General features: G+C 63.0%; 13 protein-coding genes. 2 read left to right on the top strand and 11 right to left on the bottom strand.

The annotated features are described in order from the left end of the window. The first annotated feature begins 22 nt into the window (after window positions 1-22). Window positions 23-1285 (top strand): OprD family porin, encoded by a 1263-nt coding sequence (locus NPS47_RS09170; RefSeq protein ID WP_274294671.1) that lies wholly within the window; start codon window positions 23-25, stop codon window positions 1283-1285. A 131-nt stretch (window positions 1286-1416) separates the two neighbouring features. Here the strand turns inward: NPS47_RS09170 and NPS47_RS09165 are convergent, their stop codons facing one another. From NPS47_RS09165 to peaA, 7 genes are all read right to left on the bottom strand, one after another. After that, the gene (locus NPS47_RS09165; RefSeq protein WP_274294670.1) at window positions 1417-1611 is read right to left on the bottom strand and encodes a heavy-metal-associated domain-containing protein; all 195 of its coding nucleotides are present in this window, start codon (window positions 1609-1611) and stop codon (window positions 1417-1419) included. Between the two features lie 46 nt (window positions 1612-1657). Beyond that, the gene (locus NPS47_RS09160; RefSeq protein WP_425313486.1) at window positions 1658-4150 is read right to left on the bottom strand and encodes a heavy metal translocating P-type ATPase; all 2493 of its coding nucleotides are present in this window, start codon (window positions 4148-4150) and stop codon (window positions 1658-1660) included. A 166-nt stretch (window positions 4151-4316) separates the two neighbouring features. Next, window positions 4317-6008, bottom strand: coding sequence for an AMP-binding protein (locus NPS47_RS09155; protein WP_274294668.1), 1692 nt, complete (start codon window positions 6006-6008; stop codon window positions 4317-4319). Window positions 6009-6074: 66 nt separating this feature from the next. Further along, entirely contained in the window at window positions 6075-7199 is a 1125-nt protein-coding gene (peaD, locus tag NPS47_RS09150) for a quinohemoprotein amine dehydrogenase subunit beta (RefSeq protein WP_274294667.1), read from the bottom strand. A 31-nt stretch (window positions 7200-7230) separates the two neighbouring features. Further along, window positions 7231-7554, bottom strand: coding sequence for a quinohemoprotein amine dehydrogenase subunit gamma (gene qhpC, locus NPS47_RS09145; RefSeq protein WP_038610709.1), 324 nt, complete (start codon window positions 7552-7554; stop codon window positions 7231-7233). 1 nt (window position 7555) lies between these two features. Next, window positions 7556-8986, bottom strand: coding sequence for a quinohemoprotein amine dehydrogenase maturation protein (gene peaB / locus NPS47_RS09140; protein ID WP_274294666.1), 1431 nt, complete (start codon window positions 8984-8986; stop codon window positions 7556-7558). A 73-nt stretch (window positions 8987-9059) separates the two neighbouring features. Then, a complete protein-coding gene (peaA, locus tag NPS47_RS09135) occupies window positions 9060-10625 on the bottom strand; it encodes a quinohemoprotein amine dehydrogenase subunit alpha (protein WP_425313485.1) in 1566 nt (521 codons plus the stop codon). Between the two features lie 410 nt (window positions 10626-11035). Between peaA and NPS47_RS09130 the strand changes: the two genes are divergently transcribed. Further along, a complete protein-coding gene (locus NPS47_RS09130) occupies window positions 11036-12529 on the top strand; it encodes an aldehyde dehydrogenase family protein (protein WP_274294665.1) in 1494 nt (497 codons plus the stop codon). 74 nt (window positions 12530-12603) lie between these two features. Here the strand turns inward: NPS47_RS09130 and qhpG are convergent, their stop codons facing one another. Genes qhpG through NPS47_RS09110 form a run of 4 tightly spaced genes read right to left on the bottom strand, consistent with a single transcriptional unit; the run spans window position 12604 to window position 18213 of the window. Then, a complete protein-coding gene (gene qhpG, locus NPS47_RS09125) occupies window positions 12604-13899 on the bottom strand; it encodes a flavin-dependent monooxygenase QhpG (protein ID WP_274294664.1) in 1296 nt (431 codons plus the stop codon). Beyond that, on the bottom strand, window positions 13892-14572 hold the full coding sequence (gene qhpE, locus NPS47_RS09120; protein WP_274294663.1) for a subtilisin-like serine protease QhpE: 681 nt from the start codon (window positions 14570-14572) through the stop codon (window positions 13892-13894). Before qhpE ends, qhpG begins: the two co-directional genes overlap by 8 nt. After that, window positions 14562-16295 carry an ABC transporter ATP-binding protein gene (locus tag NPS47_RS09115; protein ID WP_274294662.1) on the bottom strand — a complete coding sequence of 578 codons (1734 nt, stop codon included), beginning with the start codon at window positions 16293-16295 and terminating at the stop codon, window positions 14562-14564. Before NPS47_RS09115 ends, qhpE begins: the two co-directional genes overlap by 11 nt. A gap of 10 nt (window positions 16296-16305) precedes the next feature. After that, complete coding sequence (locus tag NPS47_RS09110; RefSeq protein WP_274294661.1) at window positions 16306-18213, bottom strand: sigma-54-dependent Fis family transcriptional regulator; 1908 nt, start codon at window positions 18211-18213, stop codon at window positions 16306-16308. Window positions 18214-18232 lie beyond the last annotated feature (19 nt).

Below are 18232 nucleotides of genomic sequence, written 5' to 3'. Positions count from 1 at the left end.
ACAAAAATAAAAGGTGCCTGTAATGTCGAAACACCCTGTGAAGCTGCTGCTCGCCACCGCTGTTGCCGTTCAAACCCCGGTGGTCATGGCGGACTTTGTCAAGGATGCAAAGGCAAGCCTTGAACTGCGCAACTTCTACTACAACCGCGACTTTCGCAACGACGACGCGCGCCAGAACAAGCGCGACGAATGGGGTCAGGGCTTCATCCTCAACCTGCAGTCGGGCTTTACCGAAGGGACGCTCGGCTTTGGTGTCGATGCCCTCGGCCTGCTCGGGGTGAAACTCGACTCCAGCCCTGATCGCACCGGTTCAGGCCTGCTGGCTTATGATTCGGAGCGCAATGTCGAGGACGCCTACAGCAAGATGACACTGACCGCCAAGGCGCGCCTGGCGAAAAGCGAACTGCGCATCGGCGGTATCAACCCGGTCATGCCGCTGCTTGCAAGCAACAACAGCCGCCTGCTGCCGCAGGTGTTTCGCGGCGGCCTGCTGGTCTCCAACGACCTGGCGCCGCTGACCGTCTCGGCGCTGCGGGTAAACGCGGTCAAGCAACGCAACTCCACTGACTTCGAGTCACTGACCGCAACGGGCTATGCGCCGGTTGAGGCCGATCACTACACCTACCTGGCGTTCGACTACAAAGCACTGCCGTCGCTGACCCTGAGCTATCACGTGGCTGAGCTTGAGGACCTGTACCGCAACAACTTTTTCGGGATGAAACTGAACCAGCCGTTGTCGACCGGCGCGGTGATCGCCGATGTGCGCCTGTTCGATGCCAACGAGACCGGTGACAAGGGCGTGGGTGAAGTCGACAACCGCACCCTCACCAGCTACCTGGCCTACAGCCTCAAGGGTCATACCGTGGGCGGCGGCTACCAGAAGGCCTGGGGCGACACCCCGTTTGCATTCGTCAACGGTACCGACACTTACATTTTCGCTGAATCGCTGGTGAGTACCTTCACCGCAGCCAATGAGCGCGTCTGGTTCGCCCGCTACGACTACGACTTCGCCGCGGCGGGCGTGCCCGGGCTGACCCTGGGGGTCAAATACGCCAAGGGTGAGGACGTTGACCCGACGTTGGTCAAAACGTCCCAAGCGGCCGGGCTTCGGGCCAGTGGCGAGTCGGGCAAGGAGTGGGAACGCATGACCGACATCACCTATGTGGTCCAGGGCGGTCCGGTGAAGGGACTTGCCGTGCAATGGCGCAACTCCACCAACCGCTCCACTTATGCCGACAGTGCCAACGAGAACCGCCTGATTCTGCGTTACACCTTCAACTACTAGAACCCCGCTAGCAGCGGCATCGCGCGCCAGCCCCGCGATACGCACGGCGTGATCGCTGAGGGCCGGCCTGCTGCAAAAACCGGTTTGTCACTCAAAAGCCTGTTACAGCCTTGAGTCCCGGCGCGAGTGGATCACTGCTTGTCCGGGTACCCGGCCTCGCTAAGCACCGAAAGGAACACGCTCTCGTCCAGCGTGCTTTCGACCGTGACTTTGCGGTTTGGGGGATCGGTTTCAATACGGGCCTGCGGGTCGACACTCAATAGCGCATTGGTAACCGATTTGGCGCAGCCGCCGCATTTCATGTTGGGAATATAGAAGCTATGCATCATGTTCTCCTGGTTATTGACTCGGTTGAAAACATCTAGCATCTGACTACCGCGCTGCCTCAGCGCGATATTCAATCGCCATGGGCGCCTGCAAACGCTTGAGCCTGAGTGCGTTGCCCAATACAAACACACTGGAGAGCGCCATTGCGGCTGCGGCGAAAATCGGCGAAAGCAAGCTGCCGTTCAGCGGATAAAGCACGCCCGCCGCGACCGGAATCAGCACGGCGTTGTAGGCGAAGGCCCAGAACAGGTTCTGCTTGATATTGCGAATGGTGGCCTGGCTCAGGGCGATGGCATTCGGCACGCCACGCAGGTCGCCCGACATCAACACCACATCAGCGGCTTCGATAGCCACGTCGGTACCTGTGCCGATGGCCAGCCCGACGTCCGCTTCGGCGAGCGCCGGCGCGTCGTTGATGCCGTCACCCACGAAGGCTACCCGTGCACCATCACTGCGGAATTTCTTCAGCGCCGCGACCTTGCCATCGGGCAAGACTTCGGCCGCGACTTCATCGATGCCCAGCTGTTTGGCAATCGCCGCAGCCGTCGCCGCATTGTCACCGGTGATCATCGCGACCTTGAGGCCCAGTGCGTGAAGCGCCTTGATCGCTTCAGGTGTCGATTCCTTGATGGGATCGGCGACCGCAATCACTGCTGCCAGGCGACCGTCAATCGCGGCATAGAGCGGACTCTTGCCTTGCTCGCCAAGACGCTTGGCGGTAGACAGAAAGCTGGACACATCAAGCCCCAGGTGTGTCATGAAGCGATCCGCACCGACGGCGATGGTGCGGCCGGCGACCCTGGCCGAGACGCCGAAGCCTGGTGTTGCGTTGAAGTCCTCTACGGCAGCGACGGCGAGGTTACGCTGCTGTGCGGCGACAACGATCGCTTCGGCGATCGGGTGTTCGGAGCGCGTCTCAACGGCGGCGACAAGCGCCAGGACTTCATCGTATGCAAAATCCTCGGCAGTAATCAGGTCAGTCAGCTCGGGGCGGCCTTTGGTCAGCGTACCGGTCTTGTCGAGTGCGATAACAGTCACATCACGCAGCGCTTGCAAGGCTTCGCCCTTGCGAAACAGCACGCCGAGTTCTGCAGCCCTGCCCGTCCCGACCATGATCGAGGTCGGCGTGGCCAGGCCCATGGCGCATGGGCAGGCGATAATAAGCACCGCAACGGCGTTGACCAGGGCGAAGGTGAGCGCCGGATCCGGACCGAAAATCAGCCAGATCAGGAAGGTCAGAGTGGCGGCGACCATGACCGCCGGCACGAACCACATGGTCACTTTGTCTACCAGTGCCTGGATCGGCAGTTTCGAGCCCTGCGCCTCTTCGACCAGACGAATGATCTGCGCCAGCACGGTGTTGGCGCCGATCTTGGTGACGCGGAAACTGAACGCACCGGTCTTGTTCAACGTACCGCCGACGACCTCGTCACCCAGCCCTTTCGACACCGGCACCGGTTCGCCGCTGATCATGCTTTCGTCAACATAGGAGGCGCCTTCCACGACTTCGCCGTCGACCGGAATCTTCTCGCCCGGACGCACGAACACGATGTCTCCGGTGGTGACCTGATCGAGCGGAATCTCGATGCTGTTACCGTTGCGCTCGACGCGCGCAGTCTTGGCCTGAAGCCCGACCAGGCGCTTGATCGCTTGCGAGGTTTTGCCCTTTGCCCGCGCCTCGAGGGTGCGGCCGAGCAGGATCAAGGTGACGATCACCACGGCCGCTTCGAAATAGACGTTCGCCGTCCCTTGTGGCAGCACCTGCGCTGCGAAGGTGGCGACTAACGAATAGCCATAGGCTGCAGCGGTACCGACCGCGACCAGCGAGTTCATGTCAGGGGCACCGCGGAGTAACGCCGGCACACCCTTCTGGAAGAATCGCAGGCCCGGACCGAACAGGACCAGGGTGGCGAGGACGAACTGGATGTACCAGTTGGTTTGCTGCCCCACGTTTTCCAACACCCAATGATGCATGCCGGGAATCAGGTGCGAGCCCATCTCGAGGATAAACACCGGCAAGGACAGGATCGCCGCAATGAGCAACGAACGCCGTAACGAACGCGACTCGCTCTCCCGGCGTTCGCTGTCCTGATCGTCGGCATTGGCGTTTTCCGCAGACAAGCGGCGGGCGCTGTAGCCCGCCCTTTTGATCGCTGCTTCAAGGTCGCCGGTGGACACAACTCCGGCAAGGTAGCGCACCCGGGCGCGCTCGGTAGCCAGGTTGACGTTGGCTTCCACCACACCCGGAATTTTTGCCAGTGCCTTCTCGACCCGGCCGACACACGACGCGCAGGTCATGCCCTCAATCGCGAGTTCAGCAGCCTCTTCGCGAACGTTGTAACCCGCCCCCTCGATAGCACGTACTGCCGCCTGTGGGTCGGCTGCTGCGCTGAAGGTGATATCGGCACGTTCGGTTGCGAGGTTGACCGCGGCCGTATGCACGCCGGGTACCGCTTTCAGCGCGCGCTCGACCCGCCCTACGCAAGATGCGCAGGTCATGCCCTCGACCGGCAGGCTCAAGCGACTGTTAGACGGCATGGGTGGATTGGTACCTGGCTGGACGGCAATGGAAGCCATTGAACTACCCCTTTTAGTGTCTGTTAAACACGAGCCTGAACCCTCCCAACAGGGGAAGGTCAAGACCTGGAGCGAGTTTTTTGCGGCTGGCCGGTTTTCAAGACCATTGGCACCACTGCAGTTCTGATCAGGTTGCGCGCCCACCCGAACTCGGTTGCAGCGCCTGCATGCTGATCTCGCGCATACGGAACTTCTGCACTTTGCCGGTGACTGTCATCGGGAACTCCTGCACAAAGTGAAAATACCGCGGCACCTTGAAATGCGCGATGCGTGCCTTGGCCCAGTCGCGCAGTTGCTCTTCACTGGGGTCATGCCCCGGGTGCAGGCGGATCCAGGCGACGATCTCCTCACCGTATCGCGCGCACGGGATGCCGATCACCTGGACCTCGGCGACCGCCGGATGGGTGGCGAAGAACTCTTCCAGCTCGCGCGGATAGATATTCTCGCCACCGCGAATGATCATGTCTTTGCTGCGCCCGACTATGCGCACATAGCCCTGCGCATCCATCGCCGCCAGGTCCCCGGTGTGCATCCAGCCCTCGGCGTCAATGCTTTCAGCGCTGGCCGCCGGATTGTTCCAGTAGCCGAGCATGACGCTGTAGCCACGGGTGCACAGCTCACCGATTTCGCCGCGGGGTACACACTGCCCGGCGCTGTCGATGATTTTGCTCTCCAGGTGCGGCTGGGTGCGGCCGACGGTGGTCACGCGCAGTTCGAGCTCATCGTCAGGGCCTGTCTGCAATGAAACCGGGCTGGTCTCGGTCATGCCGTAGGCGATCTGCACTTCGCTCATGTGCATTTCATCGATTACCCGGCGCATTACTTCGATGGGACAGTTGGCGCCGGCCATGATGCCGGTGCGCAGGCTGGAGAGATCGAAGCGGTCGCGTTGCGGATGATCCAGCTCGGCAATGAACATGGTCGGCACCCCGTACAGCGCAGTTGCCCGCTCCTCGGCCACTGCGCGCAGGGTGGTCAGGGGATCGAAGGCATCCCCGGGGTAAATCAAGGTCGAGCCATGGGTCAGGCAGCCCAGGTTGGCCATGACCATGCCAAAGCAGTGGTACAGCGGCACCGGTACCACCAGGCGGTCATGCTCGGTCAGGCCGAGGCTCTCACCGACCATGTAGCCGTTGTTGAGGATGTTGTAATGGCTGAGGGTCGCGCCTTTGGGAAAGCCGGTGGTGCCCGAGGTGTACTGGATATTGATCGGCTCGGCGTAATGCAGGCTGGCCTGACGGGCCGCCAACGCCGCGACGCTGACCTCCTCAGCCCGCGCCTGCAGCGCCTGCCAGGAAAGAAAGCCCGCAGGCGGGCTTTCAGCCAGGCTGACCACCCCACGTAGCTCGGGAAAGCGCGCGCTGGCCAGTTCCCCTGGCGCGCTCGCGGCCAGCTCAGGCACCAGCTCCAGCAGCATGGCGTGGTAGTCGGAGGTCTTGAAGGCATCGGCACAGACGATCCAGCGACAACCCGATTGGCTCAAGGCGTAAGCCAGCTCGTTACTGCGGTAGGCCGGGTTGATGTTGACGAGGATGGCGCCGATTTTTGCGCTGGCAAACTGGGTGATGCACCACTGCGCGCAGTTGGGCGCCCAGATGCCCAGGCGGTCACCCCGCTCAAGCCCCAGGGCCATCAGCGCACGCGCCTGGCGCTCGACCGCCTCGGCCAGCGTCTGCCAGCTATAACGTAGCCCCTGGTGACGGACCACCAGTGCCTCGCGTTGGGCAAAACGCGACACGGTAAGGTCGAAGGCGTCCCCGATGCACATTTCCAGCAGCTGGGTATCCCGCCGCCCTTGGGTTTGGCTCAGCGTCTTCATGGTGTTCTCTTGTTCTTGTTGTACCGGGGTTTAACGCCGCGCCGCCCGGCAGCGCGGCGGTCTGGCTTACCTGACGAACACCTGGGTGGTAGTGATCGACATGTCACCGCCGGGTAGCTTGATGTTCTTAACCTTCTCCAGGCTCTGCGGATCGAACACGGCGATATCGTTGAACGTGCCGGCAAGGTAAAGCTTGCTGCCTTGCTTGTTGAAGGCCACACAGTAGTAAGTGTGGTCGAGGTTGGCGGCCTTGATCAGCTTGCGTTCCTTGATGTCGTAGCGCGCCAGACGGTTGAGCACCCCGTACATCTGGTTAGGGTCCTTCGGCGAGCGCAGGCCGGTGAAATACAGCTCGGTCAGCGAGGCAAACTCCTGATAGCTGCTTTTACCGCTCTTGAGGTCGATGCTCAGGTAGCCATACATCGGCTCGGCCGTGGCCGGGTCCTGCTTGTCGTCGGTGAAGCGGGCAACGGTATAGAGCATGGTGAAGTCATGCTGTGCGGTCTGGTGTGGCCAGAAGTACAGCACGTCCGGGGCGCTGAAACCCGGACGCTGCCAGTTACGCAGTGGCACCGCCACCTCGTATTTGCCGGTGTTCACATCCATCTTGTAGATATCGGGGCCGGCGACAAACAGGCTGCCGTCATCCGCTGCGCGCATCAGGTAGACCTGGCGCGGCATGGGAAAGCTGCGCACCGGTTTGGCGGCCAGGCCGTCAGCCGTGCGGAACACCTCCAGGCGCGGTGGTTTGACCACATAGTGGTCATTCAAGCGCTGGGTCGGATTGACCGTGGCGTAGACTTCCTTGCCATCCGGGCTGATGGCGAACGAGAACATCGAGCGCGCCAGCTCGCCGGGGGTGTTCGACAGGTTGGCGTGGAACACCGTCTTGCAGGTGTCCAGGTCAATGCCATACAAGTCGCCGAAGTGGTTGTTGAGCAAGTAGGCGGTGCGGTTGTCCGGCGCCATCATCGCCGTGCCGGGGCCGAAGGCGTCCGGCAGCTTGCAGCTCTTGTACAGCTCATCACTGGCCAGGTCGAGCACGTGCAGGTTGTTCGGGTAGTTGGTCGCGATCATGTACTCGTGACCGGCCTTCAGCGCAGGCCCGCTGCTGTCCGCGGCCCAGGCGGCAAAGGTGCTGGTACAGGCGGCGACGGTGAACGCCAGCTTGGCGAAAACTCCAGGTTTCATGCGGTTTCCCCTTGTTGTTCTTGTTGGCCGGTCACTTGTCTTTCGGGAACACAGTGCCGAGGTTGCGCCAATCGTCTTGGGAGTTGCTGGCCTGGGCGTTCCAGTCCTGGTAGGTGCTCATCATGTCGGGCACCTGGGCGGGCCACCAGCACGGGTCCGAGCAGCCATAGAGATCAGCCTCCATCGGCTGGCACAGCGAGCTGACGCCACCGAAGGCATCCACTTCCCAGCCCGGGTCGGTGGTGGCGGTGCACCCGGCGACCGCGCTCATGGCCACGACTTCCTCGACCCGGTCCTGGGCGACCGCTTGCTCAAGAATTTGCGCTTTGTTGTTCAGCGGCTTGAGATGTTTCATATCAATGCGCCTTCCGCGGAGTGATGTAGCGGCTGATGAAGGCCGGATTGGCGGCCATGATGCGGCTGTAGACTTCGATGCCGAAGTCGACCCAGTCGCGCATCAACTCGCAGTAGTGATAGGTCGGATGAGTAGGATCGCCGTAGCGGGCATAACTTTCGTGGTAGCAGCCGCCCGAGCACAGATTGCGGATGCGGCAGCTGTCGCAGCCAGTACCGCTGCGGTCCAGGCGCTGGGACAGGAAGTCGTTCAGCTCCACCTGTTTCACCCCGCTGTGGACGTTGCCAAAGGTCGGCAGGCTGGAGCCGGTGAAGCGATGGCACAGGTTCAGCTCGCCCTTGTGATCGACCGCCAGCATCTTCAAGCCGGCGCCGCACGGCAGGGCTTTCTTGTGCCCTTCATGGATGTCGGTAATCAGCTGATGGAGGTTGGAGAAGCCGATATTGCGGTGTTCCAATGCGGCTTCCAGGTAACGCCGGCCAAGGGCCTTCATGTTGGCGAACACCTGCACCAGTTCATCGCTGGTGAGGTTGAAGCTGCTGATGTCACCGGAGGTCACCGGGGCGAAACCGACTTCGGCAAACCCCAGTTCGTTGAACAGGTGATCCCAAATGGTTTCGACATCGGTCACACCGGTGGTCAAGGTCACCCGTGCACCTACCGGGCGGCTGTTGTAGCGCGACAGCAGCATCTCGGCTTTGCGCCGCACCACGTCATAGGTACCCTGCCCGCCGACGGTGATGCGGTTGCGGTCATGGACGGTCTTGGGGCCGTCGATGCTCACCGACAGGCCAAAGCGGTGGGCGTTGAGGTAATCCACGGTCTCCTCGGTGAGCAGCGTGGCGTTGGTGGTCATCACGAACTCGACAAGCTTGCCGGCCTCGGCAAAGCGCTTCTCACAATAGTCGACCATGTACTCAATCAGCTTGCGATTGCTCAGGGGTTCGCCGCCGAAAAACACCACCGTGAAACGCTCTTCATCCGGGGATTCCTTGAGCAGCATCTCCACCGAAGCGATGGCTGTTTCCACGTCCATTTTTTTGCCCGCCGAGGGCTTGTCCAGGTCTTCCTTGTAGCAGTAGGTGCAGCTCAGGTTGCAGCCGGTGTTGACGTTCAACACCACGGTATTGATCGCCGTACGCTCGACGCGTTTTACGCCGATTTCCGGGGTCAGCGGCGAGCCGTCACTGACCACTTCCAGGGCAATCAGCTCGCGCAGGGTGTCGATGATGTCGTCACCGCTGAAGCGTGATTGCAAACGTTGCTGCAACTCCTCAGGCGAACAGCCCTGCTCGCGCAAGGTGTCGATGATGCCGCCTGTGACGGCGTCGGTAGCAAACAGCGAACTGCTGGGGATATGGAACAGCATGCGGTCGGCATCCACCTGCACTTCGTGCAGGTTGCGTTCGACCAGATTCAATAGTGCGCCCATGGCGACCTCCCGATGTGCATTGTGATCAACGTTGGCATCCAGGCACCGCAGTGCCCGTTGGGTCCACGGCCGATCACGGCAGCGGTGGGTTGTTCCAGCGTTGCACGGTGACGATCAGGTGGCCTTCGCCCTTCTGTCCGCCGTCCTCGAGCTGGGCGATCACTTTCAGGTTGCCCGCGTTGTTGGTCATCATCCGCCGCTCAGGGTTGGGGCCGGCACCAGCGGGCATGAAGATGCCGTTCTCGAGCATCTGCCCGGCGAACTTGACGTCTTCGTCTTCCCTGGCTTTTTCGGTGTAAGGCTCGACCGACCACTGCGCCGGCAGATAGCCAATACGCAGCGGCTGGCCCTTGGCATCTTTGCCCCAGGCCTCGGCCTCGAAGCGCCCTTGCACCTTCGGCGTACTGCCGCCGTTCTCACCGATGCGGGCGATGGAGAACGCCGGCACCACTTTCACTTCCTCGACTTTGTCGTAGACTGCCAGGCTCGGCCCTTTCAACCCGCCCTGGCTGACTTCGCGCAGGCCTGGCGCCGCATCGGCCGCGGCGCGGGCCTTGACCCGAACCTGGTTGGCACTTGATTCGAGCACTTGGGTCACCTCGATACCCGGGCCAAGGTCCGGCTTGCCGGACAAGCCGCTGCCCACCAGCGTCAGCTCAGCCTCGCTGCCGGCCTTGATGAACGCAGGCTGTACCGCCAGCAACCGGGCCTTGCCCTCCTTCACGGCAGTGAAATCCAGGCCGCGTTCGTCGTGCTCGGCCTCGAACATGCGGCCTTTCATCTCGCCATCGACGGCGGCGAAGACCTGACGCATGGCGGTGTCACCGATCTGCACACTGGCGCGCCATTCGAAACCGTTGTAGAGAATGGCCGAGCCGCTGCCCTGGAACGGCGTACCGTCGGCATAAGTGCCTTCGACCTGCACCTTGAAGGCATCACCCTGGCCTGCGCTAACGGTCATTTCACCGCGCACATCGCCCTTGGTCAGCATATGGCCGCTAAACGCCCACTGTCCCAGCAGCACCTCGGCCTTGGGCCGGGTTTTCTGCCAGTCGGTCCAGGCGGGATTGTCCAGCGGGTAGCGCTTGGCCAAGTCTGGCACCATTTCTTTCAAGGCGATCTCAAGCCAGTCGCGGTCCCGCGACAGCGCCTGGTACTCGAGTGAAGGCCATTGACCCAAGTGGAAGTGGACCAGATGTTCCCATTCCTTGGCCGGGCGCCGCTGCAGCGCGACCCGTGCACCGGAGTGGCAACGGCCGCAGGTCTGGCTGAGCTTTTCGTCAAACTGTTCAACCGTGTTCAGGCGGCGCTCCATGGCATAACGCACCCCCTCGGTCTCACTGGGTGCCAGGCCTTGCTTGTCGGCCAGGTACTTGACCAGCGTGCGGCGGTCATCATCGCTGATCTGCAGACCATGCATGACCTGCATGCGGCCGATGCTTATCAGCCAGCCTTCGGGGGTTTTGCGCTGGTGGCTGATACGGCTGTAGCTGTCGTTGCCCTCGGCAGTGTGACAGCCCATGCACTTGCTCTGTAGCAGGTCGGCGCCGGGCTCTTTGGCCTGGACCTGGGTACATAGCAAGGCGGCGGCGATCAGCGCCAGGCGGCTGGTGTGTCGCCGGAGTCGAGTCGTTCTCAAGGTCAGACCTCCACGGTGTTGTTCTTATCGTTATTGCACGCTGGGTGCCGTAGGTACTTCTGCGAATGTTCAATACAGGAACTGTGCCAACCTGGCCAAAGTGTTTATTTTCAATGCGTTAAGCGAAACCACGGCGGCCTTGCAACGGCCCGGGATCCACGCCGGGCGTCTAAATTTGCGACAGCCCGTTGCAGCGTGAGACAGGCGCATCGCGCCTTATGAGCTTAGGCCAACGCTGAACTGTTCCACTGACGTCTCATGCCGTCTCAAAGTGCTACAACGTGGGCGGCTTTGCGTCGCCGAAAAATGAACATAAAGCGCTTAATATCAATGACTTGGTAGCAGTTTTCGACCTTGGCATGGCGGTTGCGAAAGCCCCTGCACATCCAATGAAAAGAGGCGTTGCCCCCATGCTTTCGACCCTGCCCATCCTCCCCCGCACCCAGGCTTTTCTCGACCGCAAACTGAAGATGCGCATCGGCGCCGACTGGCAGGACGCGCAGAGTGGCAAGACCATGAGCTTTCGCAACCCGGCCACTGGCGAAGTGCTGGGCGAAGTCCCCTGCGCTGACGGCGACGATGTCGACCGCGCCGTCAAGGCGGCGCGCGCAGCGTTCGATGACTCGGCCTGGAGCCGCATGCGTCCCCGTGAGCGGCAGAACCTGCTGTGGCGCCTGGCCGAACTGATGGAGCGTGACGCGCAGGAACTGGCCGAACTTGAGTGCTTGAACAACGGCAAGAGCGCTGCAGTGGCCAAAGTCATGGACGTGCAACTGGCCATCGACTTTCTGCGCTACATGGCTGGCTGGGCCACCAAGATTGAAGGCACGACGGTGGAGCCTTCGCTGCCGTTGATGCCCGACGATCAGTTCCACGGTTTCATCCGCCGCGAAGCCATCGGTGTAGTCGGCGCCATCGTTGCCTGGAACTTCCCGCTGCTGCTGGCCTGCTGGAAGCTCGGGCCGGCGCTCGCCACCGGCTGCACCATGGTGCTCAAACCTGCCGACGAAACCCCGCTGACAGCGTTGAAGCTGGCCGAACTGGTGCAGGAAGCCGCTTATCCGGATGGCGTATTCAACGTCGTCACCGGCACCGGCCTGAGTGCCGGTGCCGCCCTGACCCGCCACCCTGGTGTGGACAAACTGACCTTCACCGGCTCCACCGAAGTCGGCAAACAGATCGGCAAGGCGGCCATGGAAAACATGACCCGCGTGACCCTGGAGCTGGGCGGCAAGTCGCCGACCATCGTCATGCCCGACGCCAACTTGCAGGAGGCTGCCGCGGGTGCTGCCACGGCGATCTTCTTCAACCAGGGCCAGGTGTGCTGCGCCGGTTCACGCCTCTATGTGCACCGCAAGCATTTCGACAATGTGGTGGCCGACATCGCCTCGATTGCCAACGGCATGAAACTCGGCAACGGCCTTGATCCGCAAGTGCAGATGGGCCCGCTGATCTCCGCCAAACAGCAGGACCGGGTGACCGGCTACATCAACCTTGGCCGCGAACTGGGCGCCACCATCGCCTGCGGTGGCGAAGGTTTTGGTCCGGGGTATTTCGTCAAGCCGACGGTGATCGTTGACGTCGATCAGCGTCATCGCCTGGTTCAGGAAGAGATTTTCGGCCCGGTGCTGGTCGCCATGCCCTTCGACGACATCGATGAAGTGGTGCGCCTGGCGAACGACAACCCTTACGGCCTGGGCGCGAGCATCTGGTCCAACGACCTGGCGGCGGTGCACCGGATGATCCCGCGGATCAAGTCCGGTTCGGTGTGGGTCAACTGTCACAGCGCGCTGGATCCGGCACTGCCGTTCGGTGGTTACAAGCTGTCTGGCGTGGGTCGGGAAATGGGCGCTGCGGCGATCGAGCACTACACCGAGCTGAAATCGGTGCTGATCAAACTGTAGGAGCGGATTTATCCGCGATGGGGCGCGTAGCGCCCCTGGCCCGGCGATGCCGGGCATCGCGGATAAATCCGCTCCTACAAGCCATACCCTTGCTCGGCCAGCCAACGCCGCATCATCATTTGCTGCTCCGTCGACCGATCGCTTAACACCTGCGCCAGTTCAAGCCCGTCTTGCACCCCGCGCACCACAGGTGCCAACTCAATTCCCTGCAAATGCCACACGCCCAACGGCTGATCGGCGGTCACCACCACCTCGGCCTCCTCCACCAGCCCTTCGCGCAACACCGGGCGCCGCTCGACGCGCACGGCATCCCAGTGGGCGGCCTCATGCAGCGGCTGCGCATCCGGCCATTGCCGCCTGCGCGCCCAGAACGCCCCATCTGCCCGCGCATGTTCCTGGGCATAAAAGTCCCGTCCGATGCGGGCAAAGCGCAGGAATAGCTGCTCGATCCGTTGCTGATGAAAACCCCGCGCCAAAGCCGCCCGCTGCGGGCAGCGCAACAGCGTGTTGATCACCACCGGCGCCTGCAACGCCGAGGACAGCGACTGAAAAATCCCGTTCCCCGACAGCGGATCAACCGCCATGGCCGCATCGCCTACCCGCAGCCAATCGTCGCCCGCACACTCGCCCGCCAGAATCGCCGTGCTGCTGCGGGCATGGACGGTTGCCGGCGCCAGGGCATGCGCATCGAACAGCTCGGCCACCAGCTGCGAACGGCGTCGGCGTTCAGCGCAGTACTCGGCCAGATCGGCTTTACCTGGCAACCCTTCGGCATTCAAGGTGATCTGCCAATAGCAGCGGCCATCCGCCAAACGGGCCATCCACGCCCAGCCATCGTCGAGGCTTTCCACCGCCGAGGCCGGCACGCCAGGCTCGCCCTGCCAGAGATTGAGCAGGCTGACCGTCTCCGGGCCACGCAAGCGATCGCCCGCCAGCGGCGCCTGGCGGCCACGGGCCTCCACCAGAAACTCGGCTTGAAGGGTCTGTCCATCGTCCAGGTGCACCTGATGGCCACCTTGGTGCAGCACTTCACGCACCCGGCCTTCGACCAAGGAAACCCCGGCCCGCTGCAGATCATGTCGCAGGGCCCGATCAAACGCTTGCCGGTCGAGCAGATATTCCTGATTCAGTTGCAGGTGCTGACCATTCCACTGTACCTGGCGGGTCGCGGGCGTTGCGGCTTCATCGAGAGCGCTGCCCAAGCCAGCGTGGCGCAGGCCCTCCAGCACCCGCTGCGAAACGCCTTCCACGGCCGCGAAGCGACGCCACTCGGACACCACGGTAACTGCATAACCCAGGCGCCGCAGGCCGATGGCGGTGGCCGCACCGGCAGGGCCGGCACCCAGAATAAGGATGCGCGGATCAGCCATGCCCGCCTCCACGGCGCTCAGGGCCAATGAAGGCTGCATTGTCGCGCAAATACGCCAACACCTGCTCGCGTGTCGCCTGTCGATAGTCGCGTAGATAGGTCGCAATCTGCCCGCTCAGGGCCGCACAGGCCAGGCTCGCACCGGCAGTACCTGCGCCCTCGCCGACCGCTGCGCCAAAGTCTGCCTGCGCAGTATCCAGCCACGACCATTGCCCCGCTTCACAGCGCGCATCGCCGGTGATGCGCAGCACGCCCGGGTAGCTGGCCGGATAGACCGGCGCGCCACGCGCGGGGCTGGACGCACAAAGCAGCACGCCGGCCTCCACCGCCACGGCGCAGGCCTGGCGCAGGACCGCTCGATCCTGGGCCAGGCCGAGACTAAGATTGACCAGGCTCACGCCTTGCTCCACCAGCCACAGCAACGCCGCACTGACTTGCAAAACCGAGGTCGCGCCGCGGCTGTCGAAGACCTGGGCGACCTTCACCGACAGGCCATCGGACTGCGCTAGCAGTCGCTCAAGCACCGCGCTGCCATGGCCGAGGGCATCGGCCTGCAATTCACCTTGACGCAACGAGTCCTGCTCCAGCCAGAAGCGCCGCCCACCTGTTAGGTACTGGGCCTGCTGCGCCGAACAGCCGCTGTCGATCACACCCACGCACAGTTCATTCGTCATTGCGTAAAGACTCCTGCCAGACCGCTTGCAAACGGCCGTCTTCAAGGTGCAGGTGCAAGTCGGCGTCGGCCAGGGTACTGGTGCGATGGCTGATGAGAATCCGCGTGCGCCCGGCGAACAGCTGGTCGATAGCGGCGATCACTTCGCGCTCGGTCGCCTCGTCCACCGCCGAGGTTGCTTCGTCGAGCACCAGCACCCGTGGGTCCTGGAGCAAGGCGCGGGCAATGGCGATGCGCTGTTTCTGCCCGCCGGACAGTTGCTGGCCACGTTCTCCGAGTTGGCCGTCGAGGCCAAGTGGCAAGGCCTCGACCAGTGACTCCAGGCGCGTCAGGCGCACCACTCGCTCAAGGTCTGCCCGGCTGGCCTCGGGCACGCTGTAGGCCAGGTTCTGCGCCAGGGTGCCGCGAAACAGCACGATGTCCTGGCTGACCACGGCAATCGACCTGCGCAGGGCCAACAGATCCAGGTCGCGCAGGTCGGCGCCATCGAGCAGGATGCGCCCCTGCTCAGGGTCGTAAAAGCGCTGCAGCAGATCGATCAGGGTCGACTTGCCGACCCCGGAGGCGCCGCTGATTGCCACTTTCACGCCTGCCGGTATGCAGATATCGACGCCGCCAAGCACCCGGCCCAGACGCTGTTCGTGGGCGAAATGCACAGTTTCCAGGCGCAGCTCCCCAGGCCCCTGTGGCATGGGCAGCGGCGCTGTCGCCTGACGCACGCCAACCGGCTCCTGCTGCAATTCCATCACTCGCCCGAGGCTGACGGCCATCCGCTGCACCGCCACGTACAGACCGAGCAGGCTCTGTACCGGCCCGACTGCCATGCCCAGGTAGGTGGAGAACGCGATCAGTGCGCCCAATTGCCAGGTACCCTGAATCACCCAATAGCCGCCGACCAGGAACGCACAGGCTCGACACAGTGAGGTCAACGTACCCGGCACCGCCTGGGTGAAGAACTCAGTGACCTGCACCCGCAGCAACTGGCTCATGTAGCCCTGCCCCAGGCGCTCCAGGCGCTCGGACTCGCGGCGCTGCTGCCCGGCCGCCTGAATGAATTTCATCGCTGGCAGGGTCTCGACCAGAAACGACGAGACATCGGCAGAGCGCTCGCGCAGGTTGCGCACTTCGCGTTCAACCTTGCGGCGCATCCAGCGCAGCCACAGCACTTCGATGGGGATCAGCAGCGCCAGCAACAACGACAGCTGCCAGGACAACATGAGCATCAGGGTGACCGCACCGATCAGGCCAATCACACTGGAAACCGCGGCGAACAGCGAGTCCACGGCAAAGCGCTGGATCTCGGCAACATCGCCATCGAGCCGGGAAAGAATGTCGCCGATGCGCTTGCGCCCATAGAACGCCGGTGACAACTGCTGCAGGTGGCGGTACAGGTCATCGCGCAGGGCGAACAGAATACGCCCGGACAGGCGTGTATGCAGATAGCGGTTGATGCCCGCCAGCAGCATGCCGACAACCCCGACGGCAATCATGATCAGGGCCACCTGCCAGAGTACCTGGAAGTCCTTGGCCAGCAGGCCTTGGTCGATCAGGGTTTTGACCAGCCAGGGCTGCACCAGCACCAGCAGCGACGCCGTCAGGGACAGCCCGAGCAACACGGCAATCGCGCGCCGGTGTGGCCGCACGAAGCCGTACAGCCAGGCCAACGCGTGACGCATCAATTGCGGGTCGGAGCTGTTGATCAGCCGGAGAAAAATACCGCCCATCTATTGCCCCTCATCCGCGCAATTGCTTGAGTTTTCGGTACAGCGTGGCACGGCTGATACCCAAGGCCTCGGCAGCTGCCGAGACATTGCCCTGGTGGCGCGCCAACGCGCCGCGGATCAACTCCACCTCGTTGTCACGGATGCTGCCGGATTGCTGCGCACTGGCACTGAGTTCCTCGAGCAGGCAATCGGTCAGGTGTTCCAGGCTCAGCACCTGCTCACCCGGCTCGCGCATGGCCAGCGCCGAACGCAGGACCATTTCCAGCTGACGGATGTTACCCGGCCAGTCGAAGTTGCCGAGCAGCTCGCGCAGGCCCTTGTCCAGGTCGACCCCCTCGGCGCCGAACTTGGCCAGCAGGCTGTCGATGACCTCGCTCAGGTCGTCACGGTCGCGCAAGGCCGGCAGCTGCACGCTGACGCCATTGATGCGGTAGTAGAGGTCTTCGCGAAAGTGCTGGTCGAGCACCAGCCTCTTCAGGTCGCGGTGGGTGGCGCAGATCACTGCCACGTCGATGTCCTGCTCGTCGCCACCGCCAAGCGGCGCCACCCGGCGCTCCTGCAGCACCCTGAGCAGGCGGGCCTGCAGGGCCAGCGGCATATCGCCGATTTCGTCGAGAAACAAGGTGCCGCCGTGGGCCTGCATCAGCCGGCCGACCATACCGCCACGGCGCGAACCGGTGAAGGCGCCTTCGCGATAGCCGAACAGCTCGGACTCGATCAGACCTTCCGGGATGGCGGCGCAGTTGACCGCCACGAAGGGTTTGTCGGCACGCGGGCTGGACTGGTGCAAGGCCCGCGCTACCACCTCCTTGCCGGTGCCGGTTTCGCCAAGCAACAACACCGGCAAATCATTGTTCAAGCCCCGGCACGCCATGCGCAGGGCTCTGGCCAGGCGTGCATCGCTGCCGGCCAGGGTCTCCAGTTGCGCAGGCTTCTGCGTGGGCAGCGCTTTGCCAAGGGCTCGCGGCGCACTCACGGCGGCACGCTGCGGCAGGTGTACCGCGCGGAAGAAAAACTCGCCCTTGGCGGTCTGCACGCTGTTCACCCGGTCGCTCCACAGGCGGGTGAGGAAGGCTGATGTACGCTCGCCCATCAGCTCGCTGCAACGCCGTCCAAGCAGCGCCGGACGCGCCAACTGGAGCAGTTCACAAGCGCGTTCGTTGGCCGCCAGCACCTCGCCATCGAGGCTCAGGGCCAGCAGGCCGTGCCAGGCACTGCCGAGGTATTGCGCACGGTTGTGAAAGGCCAGCACCAACTGATCGGGATAGCACAAGCCAAACATCCGGCTCTCGATGTTGCTGGCCGCCATGATCAGTGTCGAGAGGTTGTCCTGAGGCTGGGCCATGACCCCTTCGCGGGTCAGGTCGAGAACGCCGATCACATGCCCCTGAGGATCGCGCAGCGGCACCGAGGTGCAGGAGAACGGGCTGAGCCGGTCAAGGAAGTGCTCGCCGCAGTTGATCAGGGTCGGACGGCCCTCGACCACCGCCGTGCCGATGGCATTGGTGCCACGGCTCGACTCGCTCCAGCAACTGCCCGGATGCAGGTCGCGCAGGCCGACCTGATTGAGTTCGGCCGTCTGACCGCCGACGGCGAGGATATTGGCCTGCGCGTCGCCAAGGATGATGATCCCGCTGTTGCCTTGACGGGCAACCAGGTATTCCATTTCCGGCGTCGCGGCGTCGATCAACAGGCGGTTGCCGTCGAGCAGCTCCTGCAAGCGCTGACGTACGCCGAACTCGACCTCATCGGACGCCAGGCAGCTCAGGCCATGACCCAGACTGCGCCGCCACGAGGCATCGATTTCCTCGCGCAGCATGCCCTGCGGCAAGGCGCCTTCACTGGCCAGTTTCAGCCGGGCCATACGCGAGGTCTGCAACGGATCGGTAGCTATTGTTATTGGTATATGTCGCGCCATCTCTGACTCCAGCGTGATG

This window comes from Pseudomonas putida, from assembly GCF_028682475.1.
GTDB lineage: Bacteria > Pseudomonadota > Gammaproteobacteria > Pseudomonadales > Pseudomonadaceae > Aquipseudomonas > Aquipseudomonas putida_AG.
Note: the sequence above shows the minus strand (reverse complement) of the source record. Positions and strands in the feature narration are given on the sequence as shown.